Raw genomic sequence first — 20,897 nt, 5'->3', positions numbered from 1 at the left:
CTCCCGACCCGGGAGAGGGCGCTCCCGGTCAGGCCAGATCCTTCCTGAACCAAATCTGCTTGTGCCCCGGCGGATAGCCTTCCATCTCCGCCCACACCTGATAGCCCTGCTTCGGGTAGAAACCCGGCGCCTGGAAGTCGTAGGTGTAGAGCCGCGACCAGCGGCAGCCGCGCGTCTTCGCCTCCGCCTCCGCCGCGGCCATCAACCGGCCGCCGAGGCCGCTGCCACGGGTGGTGTTGTCGACCCACAGCAGGTCGACATACAGCCATTCCCAGTTGGTGTAGCCGACCAGTCCGCCCTTCAGCGTGCCGTCCGCGTCGCGGGCGACCACCACGAGGTCGCGACGGTCATAGGCACGGCCGAGCGAGGCCTCGTTGTAGGCGCGCAGGCCGTCGAAGACTCCGGCGAGGTCGGCCGGGGCGGGGGTGTCCGTCACGGACAGGGTGAAGCTCTGAATCATCTGGTTCATGGGAGCCGAGCTTAGACGGCGCGGCGGCGAAGACCAGCGCCGTGATAAAGAACCGTCCATGCGCGCCATGCGGCCCGGCTTTTCTTGAGCCTCGCCCCGTGCTCGGCTACAAACCAGCCTTCACGACCCCTCCATTCAATCGACACGCCAAGGAGTACCCCCGCGATGGGCATCATGCCGGACAGCTGGATCCGCGAGATGGCCGAGACCAAGGGCATGATCGAGCCCTTCGTCGAGACCCAGAAGCGCGAAGGCGTGATTTCCTACGGCGTGTCGTCCTACGGCTACGACGCCCGGGTCGCCGACGAGTTCAAGATCTTCACCAACGTCGACAACGCCATCGTCGACCCGAAGCGCTTCGACGATTCGAGCTTCGTCGACCGCAAGACCGACGTCTGCATCATCCCGCCGAACAGCTTCGCGCTGGCCCGTACGGTGGAGTATTTCCGCATCCCGCGCGATGTCCTGGTCATCTGCCTGGGCAAGAGCACCTATGCCCGCTGCGGCCTGATCGTGAACGTCACCCCGCTGGAGCCGGAGTGGGAAGGCCACGTCACGCTGGAGATCTCCAACACCACCCCGCTGCCCGCCAAGGTCTATGCGAACGAGGGGCTGTGCCAGTTCCTGTTCCTGAAGGGCGACAGCGTGTGCGAGGTGTCCTACGCCGACAAGTCCGGCAAATACATGGGCCAGAAGGGCGTTACGCTGCCCCGGCTCTGAGCACTCCTAACTCCGAACGCTCCGCAAGCGTATCCGTGAAAGAAACAGGTCCATGGACAAGATCCGCATCCGCGGCGGCCGCCCGCTGAACGGCTCCATCACCGTTGGTGGCGCCAAGAACGCCGCCCTGCCGCTGATGACGGCGTCGCTGCTCACCGATGAGACGCTGACGCTGACCAACCTGCCGATCCTGGCCGACATCAACACGCTCTGCAATCTTCTGTTGCAGCATGGCGTGGCGATCCACATGGCCGGAGCGGGCGGCGACTGCGCCGGCCGCGCCGTGGACTTCACCGCGCGCGACATCACCAACACCACCGCCCCCTATGATCTGGTGCGCAAGATGCGCGCCAGCGTGCTGGTGCTGGGGCCGTTGCTGGCCCGCTGCGGCGAGGCGAAGGTGTCGCTGCCGGGCGGCTGCGCCATCGGCGCGCGTCCGGTCGACCTGCACATCAAGGGTCTGGAGGCGATGGGCGCCGACATCCGGATCGAGGCGGGCTACATCGTCGCCAAGGCTCCGGCCGGCGGCCTGCGCGGTGCGGAATACGTCTTCCCCAAGGTATCGGTGGGTGCCACCGAGAACCTGCTGATGGCCGCCACGCTGGCCAAGGGCACCACCATCCTGGTCAATGCCGCGCGCGAGCCGGAGGTGACCGACCTCGCCGAATGCCTGGTCAAGATGGGCGCGAAGATCACCGGCATCGGCAGCGACCGGCTGGTGATCGAAGGTGTCGACCGGCTGCATGCCGCCCGCCACATGGTGGTGGCCGACCGCATCGAGACCGGCACCTATGCGATGGCCGCGGCCATCACCGGCGGCCGTCTTGACATCATGAACACCCGTCTCGATCTGATCAAAGCGGCGGTCAAGGCGCTGGCCCCGGCCGGCGTCGCCTTCGAGGAGATCGAGAACGGGATCCGCGTGTCGCGCGCGAACGGTGAACTGCACGGCGTCGATGTGATGACCGAGCCGTTCCCGGGCTTCCCCACCGACCTTCAGGCCCAGATGATGGCCCTGATGTGCACGGCGAAGGGCGCGGCGATGATCACGGAAACGATCTTCGAGAACCGGTTCATGCATGCGCCGGAGCTGACCCGCATGGGTGCGCGGATCACGGTCCACGGCTCGTCGGCCCTGGTGCGGGGCGTGGAGCGGCTGACCGGCGCGCCCGTGATGGCGACGGACCTGCGCGCCTCGGTGTCGCTGGTGCTCGCCGGCTTGGCGGCGGAGGGGGAGACGATGGTCAACCGCGTCTACCACCTCGACCGCGGCTACGAGCGGGTGGAGGAGAAGCTGGCGGCCTGTGGTGCGGAGATCGAACGCATCCACGGCGGCGACGAGTAAGCGGCGGGAGGTGCCCCTCCCGCCATCCCGATAAGGTTGGCCTTTCCCGAGAGGTGCCCCCGAACATGACGGCCTCAGCCATGACCCCGATCCGCCTGCTTGCCGAAGACGAGGAGGATCTGAAGGTCGTCTCCGCCTGCCTGCAGGACGCCATCCTGCCGGTCGGTGACATGTGCTTCCAGCCCGACGAGAAGCGGTTCGTCATGGTCGTCAACCGCTTCCGCTGGGAGGCCGCCGACCGTCAGCGTCCCGGCCCCGCCGCCGACGACGACGATCTCGCTCCCTATGAGCGGGTCCATTGCGGCCTGCGGGTGGACGGCGTGACCGGGGCCAAGCTGCGCGGCTTCGACCTGAAGGACCGCGGCCGGATCATGGAGCTGCTGTCGATGGAGGCGGTGGAGGGCGGTGTGGCCCTGCATTTCGCCGGCGGCGGTTGCGTTCGCCTGGATGCGGCGTCCTGGCGCATGGTGGTTGAGGATTTGGGCGAGCCCTGGCCCACCGGCTGCAAACCCTGCCATCCCGACGAACCGGCTTGATGCCATAGGGCGGAGCGCTGCGGTCAGCGCTCCGCGACCTGGGTGTCGGCATGCAGGCGGCGGATCACGTCCTGCGCGGTCTTCTTGTAGGTCACTGTATCCTCGTCCTCGCCCGGCGACAGTTGTGAACGGCGCACGGTGAAGAAGCGGTGGCCGACGTCCAGCATGCCGCTGGCTTCCACCAGAATGCTGATATCCTTGCCATCCGCGCTCGGCGAAACAGAAACGATCTGGCCCAGTTCTTCCCCGAGCAGGCCGGTTACCTCGAGCCCGACCAGATCGTCACCGGCCCGCGGATCGGCCGCCCGGACCGACTCGATGTGGGCGAAGGACAGGGTCGCCGCCAGCGCAAGGCCGGCCAACAGTGCCTGGAACCTCATGGTTAGGGCTCCCATCGCTGATGTGTGTCTCGTATGTCACAATCAACATAGGAATTGCGGGACAGTTCCCAGGGAACCATCCAGGGGTAATCCGGTTGCTGCGGTGTGACCGACAGTGAAGGAGGCCCCCAATGGCTCAGAAGATAGCTCAGAAGCTTGATGGAAAGACCGTGGCCGTGCTTGCCACCGACGGTTTTGAACAGGTGGAACTGACCGATCCGGTGAAGGCGCTGCGCGACGCCGGTGCCACCGTGCATGTGGTGGCCCCACAGGGTGGGCAGATTCAGGGCTGGAACCACCATGACCGCGGCGACAGGATCGATGTCGACGTGACGCTGGATCAGGCGGATGCCGGGCGCTACGACGCGCTGCTGCTGCCGGGTGGCGTGATGAACCCGGACGCGCTTCGGCTGGAGCCGAAGGCGATCGAATTCGTGAAGAGTTTCGTGAATTCAGACCGGCCCATCGCCGCGATCTGCCACGGCCCCTGGACGCTGATCGATGCCGGCGGTGTGCGCGGCAAACGGATGACCAGTTGGCCGTCCTTGCAGGCCGACCTGCGTAACGCGGGTGCCGACTGGGTCGACGAGCAGGTGGTGACCGACCATGGTCTGGTCACCTCGCGCAAGCCCGACGACATTCCGGCTTTCTGCCGCAAGATGATCGAGGAATTCGGCGAAGGCCGCCATGCGGGCCATCGCCACGCGGCGGAATAGGGGGCGTGGTTTTGCCCCCTCTAACCCCTCGCATGGGAAGGGAGGGGGCAACCCAACTGCAACTAACCGCCCCCTACGCCGACACCAGCGGCGATAGCCCGTTCTGGATCGCCCAAACCGCCGCCTGGGTGCGGTTCTGGGCGTTGATCTTCCGCATGACGTTCTTGAAATGCATCTTCACCGTCGATTCGGTGATGTGCAGGTTGCGAGCGATCGCCTTGTTCGACTGGCCGGCCAGCAGGCAGCGCAGGATCTGCACCTCGCGCTTCGACAGGTCGCCGCTGGGCGGTATGGCGATGTGGGGCGGGCTGTGCTGCGGGCGTTCGTTGGCGGCGGCCATCAGCAGGCCGGCGACGTGGGTGGGATAGACCACCTCGCCCAGCATCACCAGCCGAAGCGAACGCAACAGGCTCTCGCTCGACATGCTCTTGTTCAGATAGGCGTCGGCCCCGGCCTTCAGGGACTGCGACAGGCTGCGGTCGGCGATGGTGTCGGCCAGCACGGCGATCCGGGCGGACGTGCCGTCACGCAGCCGCCGGATGCCGGCGATCTCCTCCGGCATGCCGTCCTGGAGAGCGAGCACGATCAGGTCGGGCTCCTCGCCGTCGGCGATCAGGTCGAGCGCATCCTCGGCGCTGGCCGCGTGGGCGCTGACCTTGAAGGGGCCGCCGCCAATCAACGTTGCCAGGGCCGCCGAAAACAGCCGGTCGTGGTCAACCAGCATCACATTCCATGTCGTCATCGATCATCCTCCGCTGAGCCGCCCTTCGCCGGGCGGCGGCGATCCCCCCTTTTGCTCCGCGCCTGAAGGTCCAGGAAAAGGACCGGACCGGTCGGCCCGGTCCACACGGACTCCGAACATAAAAAATTAGAACAATATTGTTCGGAACAGCGGGCTTTACGCTTCATGCCGGGATGATTTATACGGTTCATTAACCAACAGCGCAAGGTGAGACCAGGAAAGTCACAGCCAATAGATCGGATTTGGCGGGAAAATGAACGCAGATCCATTCATTCGATATTTAGGGGTAGCTGCGCCATGGAGCGGCGCGAATGAACCGCTTTCCCATTGGGGCTTTTTGGTGTTCTTGGCCCTACTGAGGAGCGGTCCGCTGAGAATAAGGGGACACGATGGAGTTCGAGCTTCAAGCGCGCGGTGGTTCGCGTAGCGCGGGCAATCCCACGCGGATTTTTCTGGTGGTCGACGAGCAGCCGATGGTCCGCCACGGCTTCGCCCTGTCCATCGGCGAGATCTATCCCGGGACGCGCGTGCTGGAGGCCGGATCGCTGGATGAAGCGCTGACCATCGGCCGGCAGACTCCCGAACTGGCTCTGGTCCTGTACGACCCGGGCCCACCGCGCCCGGACGAGGATGACGGGGGGGGCGGGGCCATCGCCGGGCTGCGCCGGCTGAAGGAGACGCTGGGCGAGGTGCCGGTCCTGATCCTCACCAATTCCGACGAGGTTGCCGACATCGTCGACAGCGTCCGCATGGGCGCCCGCGGCTATGTGCTTAAGACCAGCCCGCCGGAGGTGCTGGAGCATGCCATCTCGCTGGCGCTCAGCGGCGACATCTTCCTGCCGCTGCCGCGCGCCGTGCTGAACGGGGCGCTGGCCGAGGGGCCACGCGGCAACGACGACATCCTGGACCGGCTGACCGACCGCCAGCGTGACGTGTTCGAGCTGCTGCTGGCCGGCCATTCCAACAAGGAGATCGCCCGTGGCCTGGGCGTGCTGGAAGGCACGGTGAAGGTGCATGTGCGCGCCATCATGCAGAAGCTTGGCGTGCGCAACCGCACCCAGGTGGCGGTGGTCGCCGCCCGCAACGGCTGCTTCACCGGCGAAGGCTGAACAGTACGCATTGCCTGAACGCCTCAGCTTCCGGCAGACTGGCGCCCGCATGATCCAGTTGGGGAGCGGGCGCTTGGTTCAGGTGGCGGTGGCCGACAGGCCGGAAAACTCGGCGTTCGAGGAAAAGAAGGTCGCCGTCCATGGCGCCGCGACCGTCCGGTTCGACCATCGTCATGGCGAGACCCGGCTGGCGACGCTTTACCACCATGACCCGCTGCGGGTGCTGATGCCGGCTCCGCGCCGCGACGATCTTCCCATCGCAGTGCTCGCCACCACCTCGGGCGGCATGGTCGGCGGTGACCGCATGGACATCGACCTGTCGGTCGGGCCGGGTGCCAGGGCCCTGGTCACCACCCAGGCGGCCGAGAAGGTCTACCGCTCCACCGGCGCCGATTGCCGCATCGACACCGTCCTGTCGGTGGAGGAGGGCGGCTGGCTGGAATGGATGCCGCAGGAGGCGATCGTCTTCGAGGGCTCCCGCCTGCGCCGCCTGACCCGGATCGACCTGTCGGGCGACGGCCGCGCCATCGCCGGCGAGATGCTGGTCTTCGGCCGCGCCGCCTTCGGTGAGACGGTCACCCGTGGCCTGATCCGCGACGCCTGGGAGGTCGCCCGCGACGGCCGCCTGATCTGGGCCGACGCCCTGCATCTGGAGGACGACATTGCCGAGGCGCTGGCCCACCCCGCCGGCTTCGGCGGAGCCGCCGCCTGCGCCACCCTGCTGCATGCCGCCCCCGATGCCGCGCGTCACCTCGACGCCGTCCGTGTGCTGGCCGAGCCGCTGGCCCAGCCGGCGGAAGGTGCCCGCATCGGCGCCACCGCGCTGGATGGCCTGCTGATCGTCCGCATTCTCGGCGGCGAGGCCCGTGCGGTCCGCCGCGCCTATGCCGCTCTGTGGTCCGGCCTTCGTGCCGAAGCGGCGGGATTGCCCACCCGCCTGCCGCGGTTGTGGGAGGTCTGACCGCGGCGTTCAAGCCATGCCGCAAGCACTTTCAACCCTCTACGTCATACGACGCACTTGGCGTGCCGTTCCGGCGTGGCATAATCGCCGGCAAAGAACAGGGTGGCGAAAGGGCAATCCCCCGATGAACCTGACAGGGCGCGAGAAGGACAAGCTGCTCGTCGCGATGGCGGCGATGGTGGCGCGGCGGCGGCTGGAGCGCGGCGTCAAGCTGAACCATCCGGAGGCGGTGGCCCTCATCACCGATTACGTGGTGGAGGGCGCGCGTGACGGCCGCACAGTCGCCGAGCTGATGCGCGACGGCGCCACCGTGCTGACCCGCGAGCAGGTGATGGACGGCGTGGCCGACATGATCCACGACATCCAGGTCGAGGCGACCTTCCCCGACGGCACCAAGCTCGTCACCGTCCACCAGCCGATCCGTTGAGGGGAACAGCCCATGAAACCCGGTGAAATCTTCCCGGCGGCCGGCGAGATCGTGCTGAACGACGGCCGCGAGACCATCGAACTGGACGTCGCCAATGCCGGCGACCGGCCGATCCAGGTCGGCTCGCACTTCCATTTCTACGAGACCAACAGCGCGCTGACCTTCGACCGCGAGAAGGCGCGCGGCTTCCGGCTCGACATTCCGGCCGGGACGGCGGTGCGTTTCGAGCCTGGCCAGACCCGTCCTGTGAAGCTCGTCGCCTATGGCGGCGACCGGGTGGTGATCGGCTTCAACCGCAAGGTCAACGGCGCCCTCTGACGGGCCGACAGGAAGGGCGAAGGAACATGGCGCACCGCATCGACCGGGCCGAATATGCGGCCCTCTACGGCCCGACCACCGGCGACCGCATCCGGCTGGCCGACACCGACCTGATCGTGGAGGTCGAGCGCGACCACACCGTCTATGGCGAGGAGGTGAAGTTCGGTGGCGGCAAGGTGATCCGCGACGGCATGGGGCAGTCCCAGCGCTCGCGTCACCAGGGAGCCGTCGACACCGTCATCACCAACGCCCTCATCATCGACCACTGGGGCATCGTAAAGGCCGATATCGGCATCACCGGCGGGCGCATCGCCGCCATCGGCAAGGCCGGCAACCCCGACATCCAGCCCGGCGTCGACATCATCGTCGGTCCGGGAACCGAGGTGATCGCGGGCGAGGGCAAGATCGTCACCGCCGGCGGCATCGACGCTCACATCCACTTCATCTGCCCGCAGCAGGTCGACGAGGCGCTGAACAGCGGCGTCACCACCATGCTGGGCGGCGGCACCGGCCCGGCCGCCGGCACCTCGGCCACCACCTGCACGCCCGGTCCCTGGCACATGGAGCGGATGCTCCAGGCCGCCGAAGGGCTGCCGATCAACCTCGGTTTCTTCGGCAAGGGCAACACCAGCCGTCCTGACGCGCTGCTGGAGCAGATCGCCGCCGGTGCCTGCGGGCTGAAGCTGCACGAGGATTGGGGCACCACGCCGGACGCCATCGACACCTGCCTGACCGTCGCCGACCAGCTCGACGTCCAGGTGGCGATCCACACCGACACGCTGAACGAATCGGGCTTCGTCGAGGACACCATCGCGGCGTTCAAGGGCCGCACCATCCACACCTTCCACACCGAAGGGGCCGGCGGCGGCCATGCGCCGGACATCATCCGGGTGGCCAGCCTCGCCAATGTCCTGCCCAGCTCGACCAACCCGACGCGGCCTTTCACCATCAACACGGTGGACGAGCATCTCGACATGCTGATGGTGTGCCACCACCTCAGCCCGCGGATCCCGGAAGACGTCGCCTTCGCCGAAAGCCGCATCCGGCGCGAGACCATCGCGGCGGAGGACATCCTGCACGACCTCGGTGTCTTCTCGATGATCTCGTCGGACAGCCAGGCGATGGGACGACTGGGCGAGGTGGTGATCCGCACCTGGCAGACCGCGCACAAGATGAAGCTCCAGCGTGGCCGGCTGCCGCAGGAGACCGGCGACAACGACAATTTCCGTGTGAAGCGCTACATCGCCAAATACACCATCAACCCGGCGCTGTCGCATGGCATCGGCCATGTCGTCGGCTCGGTCGAGGTCGGCAAGCTGGCCGATCTGGTGGTGTGGTCGCCGGCCTTCTTCGGGGTGAAGCCGGACATGGTCATCAAGTGCGGCACCATCGCCGCGGCACTGATGGGCGATCCCAACGCCTCGATCCCGACGCCGCAGCCGGTGCATTACCGCCCGATGTTCGGCGCCTTCGGCCGGGCGATGCAGGCCAGCAGCGTGACCTTCGTCAGCGCCAAGGCGCTGGAGCTGGAGGTCGGCCGCCAGCTCGGCCTGCACCGCGAGCTGATCGCCGTGCAGGGTACCCGCACCGTCGGCAAGAAGGACATGATCCACAACGACGCCACCCCGCACATCGAGGTGGATCCGGAAACCTACGAGGTGCGCGCGGACGGGCAGCTGCTGACCTGCGAGCCGGCGGACGTCCTGCCGATGGCGCAGCGGTATTTCCTGTTCTGAGGCACGTTTTTAATCCCCTCTCCCCCCGGGGAGAGGGTTAGGGTGAGGGGGATGCGTGGCGGAGGCTTCTTCGGCTGCGCCGAACCCCCTCATCCCACCCTTCTCCCCAGGGGGGAGAAGGAGTCTTAGGCAGGGTCTATTCGTGATCGGTGTATTCGACTCAGGACATGGCGGATTGACGGTGCTGCGCGCCCTGGTGGACGCCGCACCCGACCGGCCCTTCGTCTATCTCGGCGACCATGCCGCCGCTCCCTACGGCCCGCGCAGCGAGGACGACATCTACCGGCTGACCATCGCTGGGATGGACCGGCTGTTTGCCCAGGGTTGCCGGCTGGTCGTCATCGCCTGCAACACCGCTGCGGCGGTGGCGCTGCGCCGGTTGCAGCAGGAATGGCTGCCGTCGGCCCATCCCGGTCGCAACGTGCTGGGCGTGCTGGTGCCGATGGTGGAGGCGATCACCCGCGTGGCGTGGATGATCGACACCGTCCCGCCCGACCATCTCGCCGAGCCGCGCAGCGTCGGCATCTTCGCCACGGCGGCGACGGTCAATTCCGGCTCCTTCCCACGGGAGATCGGCAAACGCGCCCCCTCGGTCCGCGTCGTGCAGCAGGCCTGCCCCGATCTGGTGCCGCTGATCGAGCGCGGCGCGTCGGACGAAGAGATCGAGCCGGCGGTGGCCGGCTATGTCCGCGTGCTGCTGGACAAGATGGGCAGCCAGCCGCTGGACACGGTGGTGCTGGGCTGCACCCATTATCCGCTGGTCCGCCACCTGTTCGCCCGCGCCTTGCCGCCGGGGGTCGAGATCCTGTCCCAGCCGACGCTGACCGCCCGCTCGCTGGAGCAGTATTTCGACCGCCACCCCGAATATCGCCCGGATCCGGCCGAGCGGGGCTTGCGCTTCTTCACCACCGGGGACGCGGTTCTGGTCAGCGAACTGGCCGGCCGCTTCTTCGGCCACCCGACCCCCTTCGAACGGCTTAGCTGATGACCGACCCCACCCGCCGCGCCACCCGAGTGCATGCCCGTGGCCATTGGCCGGTCGAGCAGGCGGCCGGCACCGTGACGCTCGCCTTCGACGACCGCTTCCGCCGCCGCATGGCGATGACCGACGATGCCGGCGGCGCCTTCCTGCTCGACCTGCCGCGCGCGGTGGCGCTGGACGACGGCGATGGGCTGGAACTGACCGACGGAAACTTTCTGCGCGTGGTCGCCGCACCCGAGGAGCTGATGGAAGTCCGCGTGCCCGGCCCGGTCGAGGCCTTCGCCCGCGTTGCCTGGCATCTCGGCAACCGTCATCTTCCGGTGCAGATCGCCGGCGACACCATCCGCCTGCGCCGCGATCATGTGATCGAGGACATGCTGCGCGGACTGGGAGCGGAGGTGCGCGATGTGATGGCACCCTTCATGCCGGAAGGCGGCGCCTATGGCGGTCATTCGCATGGCGGCGGGCATGGTCATTCGCACTGAGTTGAACTGCGTTTCCACCCATGCCCTGACGCGCCTGCTGGCGTGGCTGTCGCCCAGTTTCCCGGTCGGCGGCTTCTCCTACAGCCATGGCATCGAGGCGGCGGTGGAGCAGGGGCTGGTGCGGGACCGCACGACGCTGATCGTCTGGCTCGACGGCATCCTGCGCCATGGTGCCGGGCGGACCGACGGCATGCAGTTCGCCGCCGCCCATCGTGCGGTTCTGGCGGGCGACGAGGCCGGTTTCGCCTGGGCGGTGGAGCGGGCCGACATCCTGCGCGCCTCCGCCGAGACCGCGCTCGAATCGCGGGCACAGGGGCAGGCCTTCCTGCTGGCGATCCGCGCCGCATGGCCGCTCGACGGGCTGGCGCGCTGGGATGCGGTGATCGCCGCCACCGGACGGCCGGTCGCCTACGCGGTCGCGGTGGCGCTGGCCGCCGCGCTGATCGGTGTGGCGGAGGGGCCGGCGCTGACCGCCTATCTGCATGCCTTCGCCGCCAACCTCGTATCGGCCGGCGTCCGTCTGGTCCCGCTCGGTCAGACCGACGGGCAGCGGGCGCTGGCCGCCCTCGACCCCATCACGCACCTGGCGGCAGACGCGGCGCTGACGGCCCCGCTCGACGATCTCGGCGGCCGGGCGATGGCCGTCGACTGGACCTCGATGATCCACGAAACCCAATATACGAGGCTGTTCCGCTCATGAGCGCTCTCCCCGCTATCGAAAAGAGCCACGCCGGTCCGCTTCGCGTCGGCATCGGCGGTCCCGTCGGCTCCGGCAAGACCGCGCTGACCGACGCGCTGTGCAAGCGCATGCGCGACGATTGGGAGGTCGCGGCGATCACCAACGACATCTACACCAAGGAGGATGCGGAGTTCCTCACCCGCTCCGGTGCTTTGAAGCCGGAACGGATCATGGGGGTGGAGACCGGGGGCTGCCCGCACACCGCGATCCGCGAGGACGCCTCGATCAACCTCGCCGCCGTCGACCAGATGAACGCCAAGTTTCCTGACCTCGACCTGATCTTCATCGAATCGGGTGGCGACAACCTCGCGGCGACCTTCTCGCCGGAACTGGCGGACCTCACCATCTACGTCATCGACGTGTCGGCCGGCGACAAGATCCCGCGCAAGGGCGGGCCGGGCATCACCCGGTCGGACCTGCTGGTCATCAACAAGACCGACCTCGCCCCGATGGTCGGCGCCAGCCTGGAGGTGATGGACCGCGACGCCCGCAGGATGCGCGGCGACCGTCCCTTCGTCTTCGCCAACGTCAAGGCGGGCGAGGGGTTGGACGCCATCCAGTCCTTTATCGTCCAGCGCGGCGGATTGCCCCTTCCGGGCTGACGAGCCGAGGAACGCTTTGGGAACCTCCGGCTTGACCATGCTGTTCATGCAGCATGAGACGATTCAAGCCGGAGGATGCCTTATGACGCGCCCCACCCCCGCAACGGCCCTGCTGCTGGCCGCGCTGGGAACCCTGTCCTTCGCCGCGCCCGCGCTGGCGGCCGACGACTGCGCGGCCGGGCTCGACCGGCTGGGACAGCAGGCGGCGGCTCTCGAGGCTGCCGGCCCCGGCTCCGCCGCTCCGGTGACCCCGCAGGAAATCGCACAGCTCCGCGCGTTGCAGCAGGCGGCGCAATCAGCCGCACAGAAGGGCAACGCCCCTGCCTGTCAGGTCATCCTGGGCGAAGCGGCGGCGTTGCAGGATTCCATCGCCCACCCGCGCGCGATTGCCGCCGACGATCTTGAGAACGCCAAGCTGCGCAGCCCGGACGGCAAGGATCTCGGCAGCATCTCGGAACTGATCATCGATCCCGGCACCGGCCGGGTCGCCTATGCCGTGGTCGAGCTGGGTGGCTTCCTCGGGATCGGCGAGGCCGACTTTGCGGTTCCGTGGGCTCTGTTCACCCCATCGGGCGACGGCTATGTCCTCAATGTGCCGAAGGACAAGCTGACCAATGCGCCGCGTTTCGACGACAAGAACCGCCCGAACATGAACGATCGCCAATGGGCGATGGCGGTGCACACCTATTACGGTGTCGCCCCCTATTGGATGCGGGATTCGGCGACGCTGGCCGCCATTGCCGGCTCGGTCGGTGGAAACGGCGACGCTTCGGCCGCACCGCTGCGCCAGGAAGTGCAACGCCTGTCGCAGGAGGTGGCGCGACTGAACCAGGAATTGCAGCAGGCGCGCGGCGCCGCCGGCTCCAGCGGCGCCACGTCCGGTGCCGGAATGGGGCAGGGTGGGGCCTCGTCGGCGATGCCGGACAGCAGTTCGCAGACGCCGTCGGGGAACGGCACCTCCCAGCCGCCGGTTTCCCAACAGTGACGCGATAACGATCCGATGGCGGACGATCCCCGACCGGGACCCGCATTCAAGGAGGACCGACATGGAACTCTCTTCCATCACCGACACGGCTCGGCGCAATCTGCGCGGCCTCAACGACCGCATCCATTGGTCCGATGGGGGCCCCGGCGGCGGCTACGGGATCAATGTCGGCCACAACGAACGGCTTGCCTCGCTGGCTGGCGGCGCGGTGCTGGCGGTTCTGGGCCTGCGCCGTCCCAACTGGACCGGCGCGGTCATGGCGCTGGCGGGCGGTGCGCTGGTGGCGCGCGGCCTGACCGGCTATTGCCCTGGCAAGTCGATGCTGGCCGACTGGTCGCACAATGACCGGGCGGCGATCCCGGCGCAGGATGTCGAACATGGCATCGATCCCTATTCCCGCCATCCCGGCGACATCTACAAGGAAGCCTGCGAGGAGGAGATCGTTGATGAAGCCTCCCAGGAATCCTTCCCGGCGAGCGACCCGCCCTCCTTCACGCCCGGGGTTGCGCGTTAAACGGGCAATCGGGCAAGCGGCCTGATGCCATAACGGAAATGTCATCAAGAAACGGTCCGCCAGTCCCGCGCTGTCGGGCCGTTTTGATGTGGATCAATGAAAGACAGAATTCTGGTGACTTCGGCTTTTACTGACCGTGCCTAAGGCAATGTTGCGCAATGATTGGGATGCATGCGGGGATCGCGCCCAATGCACGTTGCGGACCCGGGGTAATTCGTTTATGGTGCACTGCACAAGGAACGCCGCGTCCCCCAGCCCGGCGAAAGGCCGCCACGGTTGCGGCCGCTCCTCCCGTCACATCGACCGCAGGACAGTCCGCCATGACCACGATCATTCCCGCCGCCGCCACGCTTGAAGGCAAGAAGGGGCTCGTCCTTGGCATCGCCAACGACCAGTCGATCGCCTGGGGCTGCGCCCGCGCCTTCCGCGCGCTGGGTGCCGACCTTGCGGTCAGCTATCTGAACGACAAGGCCAAGAAGTTCGTCGAGCCGCTGGCCCAGCAGCTGGAGGCCGAAATCTTCGAGCCGGTGGACGTCACCGGCGAAGGCCAGCTTAAGGCCATGTTCGACAAGATCGGCGAGAAGTGGGGCAAGCTCGACTTTGCGCTGCACAGCATCGCCTTCGCTCCGAAGGAGGATCTGCACGGCCGCGTCGTCGACTGCTCGCGCGAAGGCTTCCAGCAGGCGATGGACGTGTCCTGCCACTCCTTCATCCGCATGGCCAAATATGCAGAGCCGCTGATGAAGGACGGCGGATCGCTGTTCACCATGTCCTATTTCGGCGCCAACCGTGTCATCGACAATTACGGCGTCATGGGCCCGGTCAAGGCCGCGCTGGAGGCCAGCGTGCGCTATCTGGCGGCGGAACTGGGCCCGAAGGGCATCCGCGTTCATGCCATCTCCCCCGGCCCGATCAAGACCCGCGCCGCCTCCGGCATCGCCCATTTCGACGAGCTGATGAACAAGGCCGCCGAGCGCGCCCCCGAAGGCCGTCTGGTCACGATCGAGGAGGTCGGCTACACCACCGCCTTCCTGGCGACCGACGGCGCCAAGGGCATCACCGGCGACACCACTTATGTCGATTGCGGCTATTCGATCGTCGGCTGAGGCCGGCGGCATCCGGCTTTGGCCTCGAGCCAGCTGAGTTACGGTTGCGGAGGGGGCGGGTGCGGCGACGCATCCGCCCTGTTTCGTTCCGGTCTGCCTCCTGCGGGTGCGTCATATTGCCGTGTGACGCCGCCGGCCGTTTTGGCGCAATGGTAACACCAGCCATAATCCGGGCTAACAAGGTGCCGGCAAGGGGGGAGGCGGCAGGGTCATGGGCGCCATCACATGGCGACGGCAGCTGAGCGTCGGCCAACCGTCCATCGACGACGATCATAAGCACCTGATCGAGTATCTGAATGAACTCGACGCAGCGCTGGCTGCCGAGCGGTTCCAGCCGGTGCGCGTCGCCAAGATTCTGGTCAAGCTGCTGGAATACACCAAGGAGCATTTCGCCCGCGAAGAGCGGATCATGCAGATCGTCCGCTATCCGAAATTCGAGGAGCATGTCGCCATGCACCGCTCCGCGGTCAGGATGGTCAGCGAACTTTCCAACCGCTTCTCCATCGACCCAACCCACGAGAACGCCGCGCAGCTTTACAAATTCACTGCCGACTGGCTGGTCCGCCACATCATCCTGATGGACACGCAGCTGACGCCTTACGTGCGTGGCGTGTGGGCGTGAGAATGGGGACGGTCGCTCATCCGACGAACTCCGTCGCCCGATAGCCCTGGGCGTAGAGCAGGGCGGTCAGGTCGCCATGGTCGATGCGGGCGCGGGCTTCGGCGGCCACCACCGCCTTGGCATGGAAGGCAACGCCCAGCCCGGCGGCCAGCAGCATCGGCAGATCGTTCGCGCCATCGCCGACCGCCATGGTTTCCGTCACCGGGACGCGATGCTCGCCGGCATAGGCCATCAGAGCCTGGAGCTTGCTGTCCTTGTCGAGGATCGGCTCGATCACCTTGCCGGTCATCACGCCGTCTTCCACCTCCAGCTCGTTGCCACGGTCGTCGTCGAAGCCGATCCAGTTGCGCACCCGGCCGGTGAAGCAGCGGAAGCCGCCCGACACCAGGACGCAGACGGCGCCGTTGGCGCGCATCGTGCCGATCAGTTGGGCCGCGCCCGGCATCAGGGTGGCGCGCTGCCACACCTCGTCGATCACCGTTTCCCTTAGGCCCTTCAGCAGGGCGACCCGCTCGCGCACCGCCTCCTTGAAGTCGATCTCGCCGTTCATGGCGCGGGCGGTGATGGCGGCGATGTGGTCCTTCAGCCCGACATAGTCGCCCAGCTCGTCCAGCATCTCCTGCTCGATGATCGTCGATTCCATGTCGGCGACCAGCAGCCGCTTGCGCCGCGTCGCCGCCGGCTGGGCGATGATGTCCAGGGCGGCCCCGCTCAGGGCATGGCGGATCGCCGCCTCCGCCTGTTCCGGCGCCAGATTGCCGAAGGGCAGGTCGCAGGCAGTGCCCGGCGCCAGCCAGTCCGGTGCCCCGGCATCGGCGCCCAACCCGACCAGCGCCGCCTTGGCGGTCTGGACGGCGGTCTCGTCGAGCGTGGCGGTGCGGGGGGCGATCAGCGTGGCGACGGCGTTCATCGGCGGGTATCCCGAGGAAAAGAGGGCCTTTGCGCGCTGCCTACCACAGGCGCGGGGCCGGGTCCAACGAAGCTTCGGCGTCGGCGCGCGGATGGGAGTTGCAATACGGACGCCGCGACGCCATGGAAGGGGGATGAGCGGCCTCACCACCCCCCTCCCCCCTCCCGTCACCGATGTCGTTGTCATCGGCGGCCCGACCGCGTCGGGCAAATCGGGGCTGGCGCTTGCCATCGCCGAGACGTTCGACGGCACCGTCATCAATGCCGACAGCATGCAACTCTACGCCGACCTCGACGTGCTGACTGCCCGGCCGCCGGCCGAGGACCTGGCGCGGGCGCCCCACCGCCTCTATGGCGTGCTCCCGGCGGCGGAACGCGGGTCAGCGGCACGCTGGCGCGAGATGGCGCTGGCGGAAATCGCCGAGGCCAAGGCAGAGGGCAGGCTGCCCGTGGTGGTCGGCGGCACCGGCCTCTATCTGCGTGCCCTGATGCAGGGGTTGAGCGAGGTGCCGCCCATCCCGGGCGAGGTGCGCACCGCCGCCCATGCCCGGCTGACGGCCATCGGCGGCGAGGTGTTCCGTGCCGAGCTGGTCGCCCGCGATCCGACCTCCGCCAAGCTGAACCCCGGCGACACCACCCGGCTGACCCGGGCCTGGGAGGTGCTGGAGGCCACCGGCCATCCACTGTCGCATTGGCAGAGCCGGACCGCCCAGGGCGCTCCGGAGGATCTGCGCTTCACCATTCTGGTGCTCGATCCGCCGCGATCCGACCTGTACGCCCAGTGCGACAGGCGCTTCCACCTGATGATGGAGCAGGGGGCGCTGGAGGAGGTGCGGCGATTGGACGCCCTCGCCCGGGAGCAGGGGCTCGCCGCCGACCTCCCGGTGCTGAAAGCCTTGGGAGTGCCCGAACTGCGCCGCGTCCTGCATGGTGAAATCCCACTCGCCGAGGCCATTGCGCTGGCCCAGCAATCGACCCGCCGCTATGCCAAACGGCAGGTGACGTGGTTCCGTCATCAGATTGTTGGCAAAACACCCGATATGCTGGTAAGTCATACAGGACAGCATAGCTGTCATACCATCGAGCTGCCTTGTTCCCTCGCGGTACGAAATGCAATGCTCGACCGCCTGAGAACGATACTAAATTACTGATCCGAAGGAGAAGCACCGTGTCGGTTGATTGGGGCCATGTGTTCGCGGGCCGCGTGGGCGGCATGACGGCGTCCGAAATCCGGGAACTGCTGAAGCTGATCGACCGTCCGGAGATCATCTCCTTCGCCGGTGGCATTCCCGATCCGGACCTGTTCCCGAACGCCGCCATCGCACGTGCCTATGAGAAGATCTTCCAATCCAATTCCGGTGCCGGCGCCGCCCTGCAATACTCCATCACCGAAGGCTACACGCCGCTGCGGGAATGGATCTGCGATTACATGGGCGGCAAGGGCGTCAACGTCGGGCTGGACGGCGTTCTCATCACCAACGGATCGCAGCAGGTTCTGGAGTTCGTCGGCAAGCTGCTGATCGGCCCCGGCGACAAGATCGTGGTGACCCGGCCGACCTATCTCGGCGCGCTCCAGGCCTTCTCGCCCTACGAGCCGACCTACCTCTCGATCCCGATGGACGAGGAAGGGCCGGAGATGACGGCTCTGACCGAGGCGCTGGCGCAGAAGCCGAAGTTCTTCTACCTCGTCCCCGACTTCCAGAACCCGAACGGCACCACGGTGACGCTGGCCCGCCGCCACGCCATCCTGGACGCCTGCGAGGCCGCCGGCGTGCCGGTGATCGAGGACACCGCCTATTGCGAGCTGCGCTATGACGGCGAACATCTGCCTCTGCTGGCGGCGCTGGATTGCGAGCGCAACGGCGGCAAGCTGACCAACGTCATCTTCGGCGGCACCTTCTCCAAGACGATGGTGCCGGCGATGCGCGTCGGCTGGGTCAACGCGGCGCCCGAGGTGGTGAACCGGCTGGTGCTGATGAAGCAGGCGGCCGATCTGCATGCCAGCACGATCAACCAGATCGTCATGCATGACGTCGTCTCGCAGATCTTCGACAGCCACATCAAGCTGCTGCGCACCCAGTACAAGGAACGCCGCGACGCCATGCTGGCGGCGCTGGACGAGTTCGCTCCGCCGGGCGTGACCTGGACCAAGCCGGAAGGCGGCCTGTTCGTCTGGATCGAGGCGCCGGAGGGCGTCGACGGCACCGAACTGCTGGCCCGTGCCATCAAGGAGGCGAATGTCGCCTTCGTCCCCGGTTCGGCCTTCCACGCCGACCGCTCGGGCAGGAACACGCTGCGTCTGGCCTTCTCCGTCACCAAGCCGGCCCAGATCCGCGAGGGCATTCGCCGGCTGTGCGGGCTGCTGAAGACCGCCGCCTGACGGCTTCGGCTTTCCCGATCGTCGTCTCTTCGGAACGGCGGCCGCGCTTCGGTGCGGCCGCCGTTTCCGTATCCGGTGGGGCCAAGCGGCGCAGAGCCGATGTTGCAAAGCCAATGCGCAACATTTGGAAAAACTGCGGCAAAAAAACTTTGCGAACATTCGCAAAATGGGTTGACCTGCGACCGGGCTTTTGACTAATTTGCCGCTCCCGGCCCCTGCCATCGGGGCTAAGCCGTTGTTCCGGCGGCATAGCCCAGCAGCCATGGCCGGTGACAAGTCCAAGGAACCGGGTGCCTTAGAGGAGGCGCCCACATGAGAAGGTCGTGAGCGATGTCCGAACAGAAGCTGACCGGCGCCCAGATCGTCATCAAGGCCCTGAAGGATCAGGGCGTTGACATCATCTTCGGCTATCCCGGCGGCGCCGTACTTCCCATTTACGACGCGCTGTTCCAGCAGAACGACCTCAAGCATGTCCTTGTACGCCACGAGCAGGCCGCGGTTCACGCGGCGGAGGGCTATGCGCGCTCGACCGGCAAGGTCGGCTGCGTGCTGGTGACCTCCGGCCCTGGCGCCACCAACGCGGTGACCGGCCTGCTGGACGCCCTGTGCGACAGCATCCCGCTGGTCTGCCTGTCGGGCCAGGTGCCGACCCACCTGATCGGCAACGATGCCTTCCAGGAAGCCGACACCACCGGCATCACCCGTCCCTGCACCAAGCACAATTACTTGGTCAAGGACGTCGACAATCTGGCCCGCACCCTGCATGAGGCCTTCTATGTCGCGCGCAGCGGCCGTCCCGGCCCGGTGCTGGTCGATATCCCGAAGGACGTGCAGTTTGCCGACGGCACCTACGTCCCGCCGGCGGAGGTCAAGCACAAGACCTACCGGCCGCAGGTGAAGCCGGAGTTGGCCCGCATCGAAGAGGCGGTGGAACTGATCGCCAACGCCAAGCGGCCGGTCTTCTACACCGGCGGCGGCGTGATCAATGCCGGTCCCTTCGCGGCCAAGCTGCTGACCCAGTTCGTCAAGGCCACCGGCTTCCCGATCACCTCGACCCTGATGGGGCTGGGCGCCTTCCCGGCGTCCGAAAGCCAGTGGCTGGGCATGCTCGGCATGCATGGCACGTACGAGGCGAATCTCGCCATGTACGAATGCGACGTGATGATCAACATCGGCGCCCGCTTCGACGACCGCGTCACCGGCAAGCTGTCGGCCTTCTCGCCGGGCTCCAAGAAGATCCATGTCGATATCGACCCCAGCTCGATCAACAAGAATGTCGCCGTCGACATTCCGATCGTCGGTGACTGCGGTGCCGTGCTGGAAGACATGCTGCGCATCTGGAAGGCGCGCGCCAAGTCGCCGGACAAGGCCGCGCTGAAGGAGTGGTGGGGCAAGATCGACGGCTGGCGCGCCCGCAACTGCCTGAACTACAACCGCACCGAATCGGTCATCAAGCCGCAGTACGCGCTGGAGCGCCTGCGCGAGGCCCTGCGCGGCAAGGACCATTACATCACGACGGAAGTCGGCCAGCACCAGATGTGGGCGGCCCAGTTCCTGCCCTTCGACGAGCCGAACCGCTGGATGACCTCGGGCGGCCTCGGCACCATGGGTTACGGCCTGCCGGCCGCCATCGGCGCCCAGCTGGCCCACCCGGACGCCATCGTGGTGGACGTGTCGGGCGAGGCCAGCTTCCTGATGAACATGCAGGAGATCGGCACCGCCGTGCAGTACCGCGCGCCGGTCAAGATCTTCATCCTGAACAACCAGTATATGGGCATGGTGCGCCAGTGGCAGGAACTGCTGCACGGCTCGCGCTACTCCCAGAGCTACTCGGAAGCCCTGCCGGACTTCGTGAAGCTGGCGGAATCCTGGGGCTGCGTCGGCCTGCGCGCCACCACGGTGGCCGAGGTCGATCAGGTGATCGAGAAGATGCTGACGGTCACCGACCGCCCCTGCATCATCGATATCGCCGTCGATCCGAAGGAAAACTGCTTCCCGATGATCCCGGGCGGCAAGGCCCACAACGAGATCCTGTTCGGTCCGGACGACAGCCCGTCCGACGCCACGCCGGAAGACGGCATGGTGCTGGTCTGATCGGCTGACGACGAACGAAC

Annotated in this window: 24 protein-coding genes; 20 read left to right on the top strand and 4 right to left on the bottom strand. The window is 67.0% G+C overall.

Annotation, left to right across the window (positions count from 1 at the left end):
* Positions 1-28: 28 nt before the first annotated feature.
* On the bottom strand, positions 29-469 hold the full coding sequence (locus E6C72_RS00945; RefSeq protein ID WP_247876079.1) for a GNAT family N-acetyltransferase: 441 nt from the start codon (positions 467-469) through the stop codon (positions 29-31).
* Between the two features lie 165 nt (positions 470-634).
* On the opposite strand from E6C72_RS00945, the gene dcd reads away from it, so the two are divergent.
* The 3 genes from dcd to E6C72_RS00930 all read left to right on the top strand — a co-directional run bounded on the left by dcd (position 635) and on the right by E6C72_RS00930 (position 3,070).
* Positions 635-1,189: a dCTP deaminase gene (gene dcd / locus E6C72_RS00940; protein WP_014248468.1), complete on the top strand. Its 555-nt coding sequence runs from the start codon at positions 635-637 to the stop codon at positions 1,187-1,189.
* Between the two features lie 52 nt (positions 1,190-1,241).
* Positions 1,242-2,534, top strand: coding sequence for a UDP-N-acetylglucosamine 1-carboxyvinyltransferase (gene murA / locus E6C72_RS00935; protein ID WP_109444155.1), 1,293 nt, complete (start codon positions 1,242-1,244; stop codon positions 2,532-2,534).
* Positions 2,535-2,599: 65 nt separating this feature from the next.
* Positions 2,600-3,070, top strand: coding sequence for a DUF2948 family protein (locus E6C72_RS00930; protein ID WP_109444154.1), 471 nt, complete (start codon positions 2,600-2,602; stop codon positions 3,068-3,070).
* A gap of 23 nt (positions 3,071-3,093) precedes the next feature.
* Here the strand turns inward: E6C72_RS00930 and E6C72_RS00925 are convergent, their stop codons facing one another.
* Positions 3,094-3,450 carry a hypothetical protein gene (locus E6C72_RS00925; RefSeq protein ID WP_109444153.1) on the bottom strand — a complete coding sequence of 119 codons (357 nt, stop codon included), beginning with the start codon at positions 3,448-3,450 and terminating at the stop codon, positions 3,094-3,096.
* Positions 3,451-3,581: 131 nt separating this feature from the next.
* Here E6C72_RS00925 and E6C72_RS00920 point away from each other — a divergent pair, with 131 nt between their 5' ends.
* Positions 3,582-4,166, top strand: a complete 585-nt coding sequence (locus E6C72_RS00920; protein ID WP_169055114.1) for a type 1 glutamine amidotransferase domain-containing protein — start codon at positions 3,582-3,584, stop codon at positions 4,164-4,166.
* Positions 4,167-4,239: 73 nt separating this feature from the next.
* Here the strand turns inward: E6C72_RS00920 and E6C72_RS00915 are convergent, their stop codons facing one another.
* Positions 4,240-4,908, bottom strand: coding sequence for a response regulator transcription factor (locus tag E6C72_RS00915; protein ID WP_109444152.1), 669 nt, complete (start codon positions 4,906-4,908; stop codon positions 4,240-4,242).
* A 455-nt stretch (positions 4,909-5,363) separates the two neighbouring features.
* On the opposite strand from E6C72_RS00915, the gene E6C72_RS31965 reads away from it, so the two are divergent.
* The 13 genes from E6C72_RS31965 (at position 5,364) to E6C72_RS00850 (ending at position 15,494) form a co-directional block, all read left to right on the top strand.
* Positions 5,364-6,017 carry a response regulator transcription factor gene (locus E6C72_RS31965; RefSeq protein WP_247876078.1) on the top strand — a complete coding sequence of 218 codons (654 nt, stop codon included), beginning with the start codon at positions 5,364-5,366 and terminating at the stop codon, positions 6,015-6,017.
* A gap of 49 nt (positions 6,018-6,066) precedes the next feature.
* Positions 6,067-6,978 carry an urease accessory protein UreD gene (locus E6C72_RS00905; protein WP_247876077.1) on the top strand — a complete coding sequence of 304 codons (912 nt, stop codon included), beginning with the start codon at positions 6,067-6,069 and terminating at the stop codon, positions 6,976-6,978.
* Positions 6,979-7,102: 124 nt separating this feature from the next.
* A complete protein-coding gene (locus E6C72_RS00900) occupies positions 7,103-7,405 on the top strand; it encodes an urease subunit gamma (RefSeq protein WP_109050871.1) in 303 nt (100 codons plus the stop codon).
* A gap of 12 nt (positions 7,406-7,417) precedes the next feature.
* A complete protein-coding gene (locus E6C72_RS00895; RefSeq protein ID WP_109444149.1) occupies positions 7,418-7,723 on the top strand; it encodes an urease subunit beta in 306 nt (101 codons plus the stop codon).
* Positions 7,724-7,749: 26 nt separating this feature from the next.
* On the top strand, positions 7,750-9,459 hold the full coding sequence (gene ureC, locus E6C72_RS00890; RefSeq protein ID WP_109444148.1) for an urease subunit alpha: 1,710 nt from the start codon (positions 7,750-7,752) through the stop codon (positions 9,457-9,459).
* 55 nt (positions 9,460-9,514) lie between these two features.
* On the top strand, positions 9,515-10,444 hold the full coding sequence (gene murI / locus E6C72_RS00885; protein WP_371298427.1) for a glutamate racemase: 930 nt from the start codon (positions 9,515-9,517) through the stop codon (positions 10,442-10,444).
* Complete coding sequence (locus E6C72_RS00880) at positions 10,444-10,926, top strand: urease accessory protein UreE (protein ID WP_109444146.1); 483 nt, start codon at positions 10,444-10,446, stop codon at positions 10,924-10,926. Before murI ends, E6C72_RS00880 begins: the two co-directional genes overlap by 1 nt.
* A complete protein-coding gene (locus tag E6C72_RS00875) occupies positions 10,883-11,626 on the top strand; it encodes an urease accessory protein UreF (RefSeq protein WP_109444145.1) in 744 nt (247 codons plus the stop codon). Before E6C72_RS00880 ends, E6C72_RS00875 begins: the two co-directional genes overlap by 44 nt.
* A complete protein-coding gene (gene ureG / locus E6C72_RS00870; RefSeq protein ID WP_109444144.1) occupies positions 11,623-12,267 on the top strand; it encodes an urease accessory protein UreG in 645 nt (214 codons plus the stop codon). The genes E6C72_RS00875 and ureG overlap by 4 nt, the downstream gene beginning before the upstream one ends.
* Positions 12,268-12,349: 82 nt before the next feature.
* Positions 12,350-13,252: a PRC-barrel domain-containing protein gene (locus tag E6C72_RS00865; protein WP_109444143.1), complete on the top strand. Its 903-nt coding sequence runs from the start codon at positions 12,350-12,352 to the stop codon at positions 13,250-13,252.
* 61 nt (positions 13,253-13,313) lie between these two features.
* Positions 13,314-13,766, top strand: coding sequence for a DUF2892 domain-containing protein (locus tag E6C72_RS00860; RefSeq protein ID WP_109444142.1), 453 nt, complete (start codon positions 13,314-13,316; stop codon positions 13,764-13,766).
* A 320-nt stretch (positions 13,767-14,086) separates the two neighbouring features.
* Complete coding sequence (fabI, locus tag E6C72_RS00855) at positions 14,087-14,872, top strand: enoyl-ACP reductase FabI (protein WP_109444141.1); 786 nt, start codon at positions 14,087-14,089, stop codon at positions 14,870-14,872.
* A 211-nt stretch (positions 14,873-15,083) separates the two neighbouring features.
* Entirely contained in the window at positions 15,084-15,494 is a 411-nt protein-coding gene (locus E6C72_RS00850) for a bacteriohemerythrin (protein WP_109444140.1), read from the top strand.
* A 16-nt stretch (positions 15,495-15,510) separates the two neighbouring features.
* Here E6C72_RS00850 and serB read toward each other — a convergent pair whose 3' ends face one another.
* On the bottom strand, positions 15,511-16,404 hold the full coding sequence (gene serB, locus E6C72_RS00845; RefSeq protein ID WP_109444139.1) for a phosphoserine phosphatase SerB: 894 nt from the start codon (positions 16,402-16,404) through the stop codon (positions 15,511-15,513).
* Between the two features lie 133 nt (positions 16,405-16,537).
* Here serB and miaA point away from each other — a divergent pair, with 133 nt between their 5' ends.
* The 3 genes from miaA (at position 16,538) to E6C72_RS00830 (ending at position 20,877) form a co-directional block, all read left to right on the top strand.
* Positions 16,538-17,554, top strand: a complete 1,017-nt coding sequence (gene miaA / locus E6C72_RS00840; RefSeq protein ID WP_109444138.1) for a tRNA (adenosine(37)-N6)-dimethylallyltransferase MiaA — start codon at positions 16,538-16,540, stop codon at positions 17,552-17,554.
* A gap of 17 nt (positions 17,555-17,571) precedes the next feature.
* A complete protein-coding gene (locus tag E6C72_RS00835) occupies positions 17,572-18,783 on the top strand; it encodes a PLP-dependent aminotransferase family protein (RefSeq protein ID WP_109444137.1) in 1,212 nt (403 codons plus the stop codon).
* Positions 18,784-19,113: 330 nt separating this feature from the next.
* Positions 19,114-20,877 (top strand): acetolactate synthase 3 large subunit, encoded by a 1,764-nt coding sequence (locus tag E6C72_RS00830; protein ID WP_109444136.1) that lies wholly within the window; start codon positions 19,114-19,116, stop codon positions 20,875-20,877.
* Positions 20,878-20,897 lie beyond the last annotated feature (20 nt).

The sequence above is a fragment of the Azospirillum sp. TSH100 genome (genome assembly GCF_004923295.1).
Classification (GTDB): Bacteria; Pseudomonadota; Alphaproteobacteria; order Azospirillales; family Azospirillaceae; genus Azospirillum.
The sequence above is the reverse complement of the archived record's forward strand: the minus strand, read 5'-3'. Positions and strand labels throughout refer to the sequence as shown.

Bases quoted from the DNA above. Each gene is read 5' to 3' on its own strand.
- E6C72_RS00945 (WP_247876079.1), bottom strand. From the start codon at position 469: ATGAACCAGATGATTCAGAGCTTCACCCTGTCCGTGACGGACACCCCC.
- dcd (WP_014248468.1), top strand. From the start codon at position 635: ATGGGCATCATGCCGGACAGCTGGATCCGCGAGATGGCCGAGACCAAG.
- murA (WP_109444155.1), top strand. From the start codon at position 1,242: ATGGACAAGATCCGCATCCGCGGCGGCCGCCCGCTGAACGGCTCCATC.
- E6C72_RS00930 (WP_109444154.1), top strand. From the start codon at position 2,600: ATGACGGCCTCAGCCATGACCCCGATCCGCCTGCTTGCCGAAGACGAG.
- E6C72_RS00925 (WP_109444153.1), bottom strand. From the start codon at position 3,450: ATGAGGTTCCAGGCACTGTTGGCCGGCCTTGCGCTGGCGGCGACCCTG.
- E6C72_RS00920 (WP_169055114.1), top strand. From the start codon at position 3,582: ATGGCTCAGAAGATAGCTCAGAAGCTTGATGGAAAGACCGTGGCCGTG.
- E6C72_RS00915 (WP_109444152.1), bottom strand. From the start codon at position 4,908: ATGACGACATGGAATGTGATGCTGGTTGACCACGACCGGCTGTTTTCG.
- E6C72_RS00905 (WP_247876077.1), top strand. From the start codon at position 6,067: ATGATCCAGTTGGGGAGCGGGCGCTTGGTTCAGGTGGCGGTGGCCGAC.
- E6C72_RS00900 (WP_109050871.1), top strand. From the start codon at position 7,103: ATGAACCTGACAGGGCGCGAGAAGGACAAGCTGCTCGTCGCGATGGCG.
- E6C72_RS00895 (WP_109444149.1), top strand. From the start codon at position 7,418: ATGAAACCCGGTGAAATCTTCCCGGCGGCCGGCGAGATCGTGCTGAAC.
- ureC (WP_109444148.1), top strand. From the start codon at position 7,750: ATGGCGCACCGCATCGACCGGGCCGAATATGCGGCCCTCTACGGCCCG.
- E6C72_RS00880 (WP_109444146.1), top strand. From the start codon at position 10,444: ATGACCGACCCCACCCGCCGCGCCACCCGAGTGCATGCCCGTGGCCAT.
- E6C72_RS00875 (WP_109444145.1), top strand. From the start codon at position 10,883: ATGGCGGTCATTCGCATGGCGGCGGGCATGGTCATTCGCACTGAGTTG.
- ureG (WP_109444144.1), top strand. From the start codon at position 11,623: ATGAGCGCTCTCCCCGCTATCGAAAAGAGCCACGCCGGTCCGCTTCGC.
- E6C72_RS00865 (WP_109444143.1), top strand. From the start codon at position 12,350: ATGACGCGCCCCACCCCCGCAACGGCCCTGCTGCTGGCCGCGCTGGGA.
- E6C72_RS00860 (WP_109444142.1), top strand. From the start codon at position 13,314: ATGGAACTCTCTTCCATCACCGACACGGCTCGGCGCAATCTGCGCGGC.
- fabI (WP_109444141.1), top strand. From the start codon at position 14,087: ATGACCACGATCATTCCCGCCGCCGCCACGCTTGAAGGCAAGAAGGGG.
- E6C72_RS00850 (WP_109444140.1), top strand. From the start codon at position 15,084: ATGGGCGCCATCACATGGCGACGGCAGCTGAGCGTCGGCCAACCGTCC.
- serB (WP_109444139.1), bottom strand. From the start codon at position 16,404: ATGAACGCCGTCGCCACGCTGATCGCCCCCCGCACCGCCACGCTCGAC.
- miaA (WP_109444138.1), top strand. From the start codon at position 16,538: ATGAGCGGCCTCACCACCCCCCTCCCCCCTCCCGTCACCGATGTCGTT.
- E6C72_RS00830 (WP_109444136.1), top strand. From the start codon at position 19,114: ATGTCCGAACAGAAGCTGACCGGCGCCCAGATCGTCATCAAGGCCCTG.